We start from the raw sequence: 6,404 nt of genomic DNA on the forward strand, positions 1-6,404 counted from the left end.
GAGTGACTGAATCAGGGTTTACCCTGATGGCACAACGCCTCGAAGCGGTGTCGGGCATACCACCATGCGAGGGTGCCCGCCGCCAGATTGGCCAGCAAGATCCCCAGATATATCCCCTGTTCTCCCCCCAGCTTTGCCCCCAGCCAGGCTCCTGGCAACAGAAAACCAAACAGTCGCAATCCGTTGAACAAGAACGAAATACTGGATGCCCGCACGCCATTGAGTGCCGAGGCCAGCAGCATCACCATGCCCTGAAATCCGTAACCGATGGGCACCAGATGCAGATAGAGAATGATGAGGCGAATGACCTGCGGATGATCGCTGAACAGGTTAGCGATGAGTGGCGCCAGTAGCCAGGTCAGGCCATAGATGGCGAGCTGGAAAAGCAACGCAAAACTCATGCAGCTCTGCAGTGCAGCTTTGGCGCGGGCCGGATTGCCGGCGCCACAGTTTTGCGAGATGAAGGGGGCCAGTACGGAGGCGAGGGCCATCATCACAATCAGCAGCAGCGCCTCGACCCGCGATGCGGCGCCGTAAGCGGCCACCACCTCGGTACCCAGTCCTGCAAAGATCGTCATCAGCACTGCATTGGCCAGGGGGTTGAGCATATTGGTAAAAGAGGCGGGGACGGCGACATGGAGCAGCGCCCGCCAGTGGGTCAGCAACCGGGCCCGCGGCGAGAGGCGCCACAGCAGCAAGCCCTCCCGATGACGCAGGATATAGAGGCTGACCAGCATCGCCATCAACCAGGAGATAGAGGTGGCGATGGCTGCCCCGCGGATCCCCCATTCGGGAAAGGGGCCGATACCGAAGATCAACAGAGGATCCAGTACCCCGTTGACCAGCCCGGCTATGGCCATCACCAGACTGGGGGTTTTGGTATCGCCGGTCGCCCGGATAGCGGCATTGCCCACCATGGGCAGCACCAGCATGGGGACGGTGAGATACCAGGTCAGCATGTAGTCATGGATGAGGGAGATAAGCTCGGCACTGGCTCCCAACAGGGTAAACAGGGGGTTGATGGTGAGAGCCCCCCCCGCGGAGAGCAGGGCTACCATGATCACCGCCAGAAACAGGCTGTCGGTGGCGAGATGGGCCGCCTCATCGTGTTTGCCCTGCCCCAGGGTATGACCGATCACCGCTGACAATCCGGCGCCCAATCCCATCGCCAGCGAGGTAACCACAAAAGTGACGGGAAAGGTAAAGCTGATGGCGGCCAGTGCTTCGGTGCCCAGCATACCGATAAAAAAGGTATCGACCAGATTGAAGGCCAGAATGGCGATGATGCCGAAGATCATGGGGCCCGTCATCTGGCGCAGTACGACCGGAATAGGGGCTGTCAGCATGGGGTTGGTGCGGGTCAAGGGCTCGTCTCTACAGCTGGCTTTGAAGGTTCTTGCATCGAAAACGGGCGGCTTGAACCGACCTTGCACCAGAGTGCGGACATGGCTGAACCATCGAAGATGTTTATAGTACGTGAAAAAATTTTTTTTGTATTTGCCCTTGAAGGGTTAGCAACTCTGCCCCACATCAGGGACATATCTAATTTGGCCTGGAACGGCCATTCCTCAAAGCAACAATGAGACTCATTTTGGGAGAGTTATCGATGAAAATTCGTCCACTGCACGACCGCGTCATCATCAAGCGCATCGAAGCTGAAGCCAAATCTGCCGGCGGTATCGTCTTGACTGGTACTGCGGCCCAGAAGTCCACCCGTGGTGAAGTGCTTGCCGTGGGGACTGGTCGCATCCTGGATAATGGCGAAGTCAAAGCGCTGGCCGTGAAGGTTGGTGACAAGGTTATCTTCAACGAAGGCTACGGTGTTAAGACCGAGAAGCTGGATGGTCAGGACGTCCTGATCCTCTCCGAAACCGACATCCTGGCGATTGTCGAAGAGTAATCCATCCTCCTTTTCCCCGAATTGATTTAAGGATTGAAGAAAATGGCAGCTAAAGACGTTAAGTTTGGTAACGAAGCCCGCATCAAGATGCTGGAAGGCGTAAACATCCTGGCTGATGCCGTCAAGGTGACTCTGGGCCCGAAAGGCCGCAACGTGGTGCTGGACAAGTCCTTCGGCGCCCCGACCATCACTAAAGATGGTGTTTCTGTTGCGCGCGAAATCGAGCTGGAAGACAAGTTCCAGAACATGGGCGCCCAGATGGTCAAGGAAGTGGCTTCCAAGGCGAACGATGCCGCCGGTGACGGTACCACTACTGCAACCGTTCTTGCTCAGGCTATCGTCAACGAAGGTCTGAAAGCCGTTGCCGCCGGTATGAACCCGATGGATCTGAAGCGCGGTATCGACAAGGCCGTTGTGGCTGCTGTTGCCGAGCTGCAAGCGCTGTCCCAGCCGTGTGCCGACAGCAATGCCATCGCTCAGGTGGGCACCATCTCCGCCAACTCCGACGAGAAAGTGGGCAAGCTGATTGCCGAAGCCATGGACAAAGTGGGTCGCGATGGCGTCATCACCGTTGAAGATGGTCAGGGTCTGGAAGATGAGCTGGCAGTTGTTGAAGGTATGCAGTTCGACCGCGGCTACCTGTCCCCCTACTTCATCAACAAGCAAGAGACCGGTTCAGTTGAACTGGACGACCCGTTCATCCTGCTGGTTGACAAGAAAGTCTCCAACATCCGCGAAATGCTGCCGGTGCTGGAAGGCGTTGCCAAAGCTGGCAAGCCGCTGCTGATTGTTGCTGAAGACGTGGAAGGCGAAGCGCTGGCGACTCTGGTGGTCAACACCATGCGTGGCATCGTGAAAGTGGCTGCCGTCAAGGCGCCGGGCTTCGGCGACCGTCGCAAGGCCATGCTGCAGGATATCGCCGTACTGACCGGTGGTACCGTCATCTCCGAAGAAGTTGGCATGGAGCTGGAAAAAGCGACTCTGGAAGATCTGGGTCGTGCCAAGCGCATCGTCATCACCAAAGAGAACACCACCATCATCGATGGCGTGGGTGATGCCGGTGTGATCGAAGGCCGTGTTGCCCAGATCCGTCAGCAGATCGAAGAGACTTCCTCCGACTACGACCGTGAGAAGCTGCAAGAGCGCGTAGCCAAGCTGGCTGGCGGTGTTGCCGTGATCAAGGTCGGTGCTGCTACCGAAGTCGAGATGAAAGAGAAGAAAGCTCGCGTAGAAGATGCTCTGCATGCTACCCGTGCCGCGGTTGAAGAAGGCGTGGTTGCCGGTGGTGGTGTTGCGCTGGTTCGCGTTGCTGCCAAACTGGCTGGTCTGCGCGGTGACAACGAAGACCAGAACGTCGGTATCAAGGTTGCCCTGCGCGCCATGGAAGCCCCGCTGCGTCAAATCGTCATCAACGCCGGTGAAGAAGCTTCCGTCATTGCCAACGCAGTGAAGAACGGTGAAGGCAACTTCGGTTACAACGCTTACACCGAGCAGTATGGCGACATGCTGACCATGGGTATCCTGGATCCGACCAAGGTAACCCGTTCTGCACTGCAGTTCGCTTCTTCCATCGCCGGTCTGATGATCACCACCGAGTGCATGGTCACCGAGCTGCCGAAGAAAGATGCTCCGGCCATGCCTGATATGGGTGGCATGGGCGGCATGGGCATGATGTAATCATCATCCCGGCTCTGTTTGAGAAACGGCTCGCCTTGGCGGGCCGTTTTTTTATATCTGACTAAACTGAGTCTGTTGATAGCAGAAAAGTGTATGGAGGAAAGATGAAGGTGCTCAGATGGATAACTCTGCTGTTTGCATTGATTACCATGCCGCTGTTGGCTGCCGAGGCCCTCAAGGGACCAGTGATCTTGAAAGTAAGCGGCAATATCAGAGCCGCAGATGAGGTCGATGGCAAAGTGCTTTTTGACTTGGCCACGCTGCAGGCATTGCCGCAATATGAGATAGTTACCAGCAACCCTTGGGTTGATAAACCTCATAAGTACAGAGGGCCCAAGGTGGCAGACGTGCTGGCAGCTGTGGGGGCTGATGGCAAGAGCATAACCCTGACAGCATTGAACAGTTTTCAGATCCGCATCAACTGGGACAAAGTTGCCAAGTATAACCCTATCCTTGCTTGGGAAGATGACGGGGTAACCATGAAGATTCGTGACAAGGGGCCGCTCTGGTTTATGTTGCCACTTGATCAATATCCGGAGCTGAAGCGCTCTGAATATACCGACATGATGATTTGGCAGCTGGATCTGATAGATATCCAACACTGATAAAAGAGTCACGGGAGCACGGGGTGAAAGGAAAGACCAGGGCGTGGCCACTGCTCGTCATTCTGTATGTATCCATCCTGTCATTTACCGGGAGTACCCTCTATTGTCTGGTTCAGATCCAGAATGCGACCAGAGCAATGGAGAAATATACCTATGATGTCTCCTGGGCGCTGATGCAGTTGCAGCTTGAACTGGGGCGCTTCCTCAGTGCTGTAGAGGTCTACCATTATGGTGGAATAGAGCACAATGACTTGATGCTGCGTTATGACATTCTCTGGAGCAGAACCCCTATCCTGTTGAGCGGTCAGTTGCGTAAAAGCATGCAAGACAAGCAGAAAACCTTGCGCTTGGTGCAACTGATTGAAAACAACATTCGTGATATAGAGCCTGTTATTACCAAACTGCAGAGCGGTGACTCTGTCTACCAGCAAGTAATGATGCGTCTGGCCCCCTTGCAGGAGCCTTTATCATATGCACTAGCTTCCGTTATGCAGAAGAACATCAACATCTACTCAGAGAATGATCGCCACTTTGGCCAATTACGTAATGCTCTGCTGTTGATGGTGTCGGGGTTGGTGATCTCGGTTTTACTACTTAGTTCGCTTCTTATATATGAAGCTCGACGTCATTTTAGGGCCGCAAGGCGCGACCCGTTGACTGGCCTCTCCAATCGGGTGGCATTGCTGGAACGGATGGAGCTCTGTGCCACTCAGGAGGTGCCTTTCGGACTGGTTCTGGTCGATATCAACGACTTCAGAGATATCAACAGCAAGTTTGGTTATGATGCGGGCGATTTTTTGCTCAGTGAATTGGCCAGACGGATCAGATTGCTGTGTGAGGAAGGGGAGTGGAGTGGTCGTTTGGGGGGCGATCAATTTGCCATTATTCAGCGTGGTAGCAGTGATCTGCGTCAGGTCAGGGAGTTGGTAGCGCGACTGCTGCACGCTCTGAAGCAAGATATCGTCTATGATAACTATCCCTTCCGGCTCGAGGTGGGGATCGGGATTGCCTTCTATCCGATGGACAGCGACAAAACACAGGAGTTATTGAGTCGTGCTGAACAAGCTCTGTTTCATAGTCGCAAGACCCACGTCCCCTATGTGATTTACGATAACTCCCTGCTTAACGAGACGGCTCGGCGCAAGCATCTTGCCTCGGACATGATTATGGCGCTGGAGCATAATGCGCTGGAACTCTATTACCAGCCCATCGTCAACCTTGAAAGTGGACGCTGTGAAGCTGTTGAGGCCTTACTAAGGTGGCGTCATCCAGAGCTTGGTTTTATTCCTCCGAATGAAGTCATCATGGTGGCTGAGGAGTTTCAGCTCGCTGAGAGAGTTGGCAGTTGGGTGCTTAACACTGCTTGTGAGCAACTTTATCAGTGGCATCAGCTTGGAATGGTCGATCTGCAGATGTGCGTGAATATCTCGCCGGGTATGTATCAGCGCAATCTGCTCAAACTGGTAGCAAAAGCATTGATGGAGCACCATTTGCCTGCCAGCAGTCTGGTACTGGAAGTCACCGAAGATACTACCATGCGGGAAGTAAAGAACTCGCTGCAACTGATGCAGGATCTCAATCAGCAGGGGGTACTGTTAGCATTGGACGATTTTGGTACTGGTTATTCATCTTTGAGTTATCTGCAAAAGTTACCGGTTAGCAAAGTGAAGATCGACCGCTCCTTTATACAGGGCATTGACACCTCAATGGAGGCATCCGAACTGGTCGCCAATATTTGTCGGATGGGATCCATGTTGGGCAAGAGTCTGGTGTGTGAAGGTATTGAGACACAGGCCCAGTTGGATGTACTGCGATCTCTGACCGATATCCACTTGTATGGGCAGGGCTATCTGTTCAGCCGACCAGAGCAGGCGGAAAAAATCTATCAAACCTTGTTGGAGATGGAGGAGCTTTGGCTGGCGCGTCAACAATCCGAAATGGCTTATATGAGTTGAGAGGGGGCTTGCCTGTCATCTGCCCCCAGAATGTGTGATTTAGCTCGAACTTTCTTCTTTTTGTTTGTTGTTTGAACGGTTGTGCGGTTTTATCAAAAAAACATGCAATTTAGCCTTGCCAGAACGAATTCACTCCCTATAATGCGCCTCCATCGACAGGGCAAGCGGCAACGCAAACAACCTCGTCGATAACCTCGAAAAGCCTTTGAAAATAAGGCTTGACTCGAGAAGGCGGTTGAGTAGAATTCCACTCCCGCAGCAACGAAC

At 53.9% G+C, this 6,404-nt stretch carries 5 protein-coding genes; 4 read left to right on the plus strand and 1 reads right to left on the minus strand.

Annotated features, from left to right (window positions below):
* Positions 1-11: 11 nt before the first annotated feature.
* Positions 12-1,346 (minus strand): MATE family efflux transporter, encoded by a 1,335-nt coding sequence (locus tag G5149_RS15215; RefSeq protein ID WP_337073248.1) that lies wholly within the window; start codon positions 1,344-1,346, stop codon positions 12-14.
* A 260-nt stretch (positions 1,347-1,606) separates the two neighbouring features.
* Between G5149_RS15215 and G5149_RS15220 the strand changes: the two genes are divergently transcribed.
* From G5149_RS15220 to G5149_RS15235, 4 genes are all read left to right on the plus strand, one after another.
* Positions 1,607-1,900 (plus strand): co-chaperone GroES, encoded by a 294-nt coding sequence (locus G5149_RS15220; RefSeq protein WP_005340573.1) that lies wholly within the window; start codon positions 1,607-1,609, stop codon positions 1,898-1,900.
* A 42-nt stretch (positions 1,901-1,942) separates the two neighbouring features.
* Positions 1,943-3,577 carry a chaperonin GroEL gene (gene groL / locus G5149_RS15225; RefSeq protein WP_005341224.1) on the plus strand — a complete coding sequence of 545 codons (1,635 nt, stop codon included), beginning with the start codon at positions 1,943-1,945 and terminating at the stop codon, positions 3,575-3,577.
* A gap of 104 nt (positions 3,578-3,681) precedes the next feature.
* Complete coding sequence (locus tag G5149_RS15230; RefSeq protein ID WP_216980142.1) at positions 3,682-4,182, plus strand: molybdopterin-binding oxidoreductase; 501 nt, start codon at positions 3,682-3,684, stop codon at positions 4,180-4,182.
* Between the two features lie 23 nt (positions 4,183-4,205).
* Positions 4,206-6,137 carry a putative bifunctional diguanylate cyclase/phosphodiesterase gene (locus G5149_RS15235; RefSeq protein WP_216980143.1) on the plus strand — a complete coding sequence of 644 codons (1,932 nt, stop codon included), beginning with the start codon at positions 4,206-4,208 and terminating at the stop codon, positions 6,135-6,137.
* The last annotated feature ends 267 nt before the right edge of the window (positions 6,138-6,404 follow it).

It is taken from the genome of Aeromonas sp. 600479, assembly GCF_049175515.1.
GTDB lineage: Bacteria > Pseudomonadota > Gammaproteobacteria > Enterobacterales > Aeromonadaceae > Aeromonas > Aeromonas veronii_A.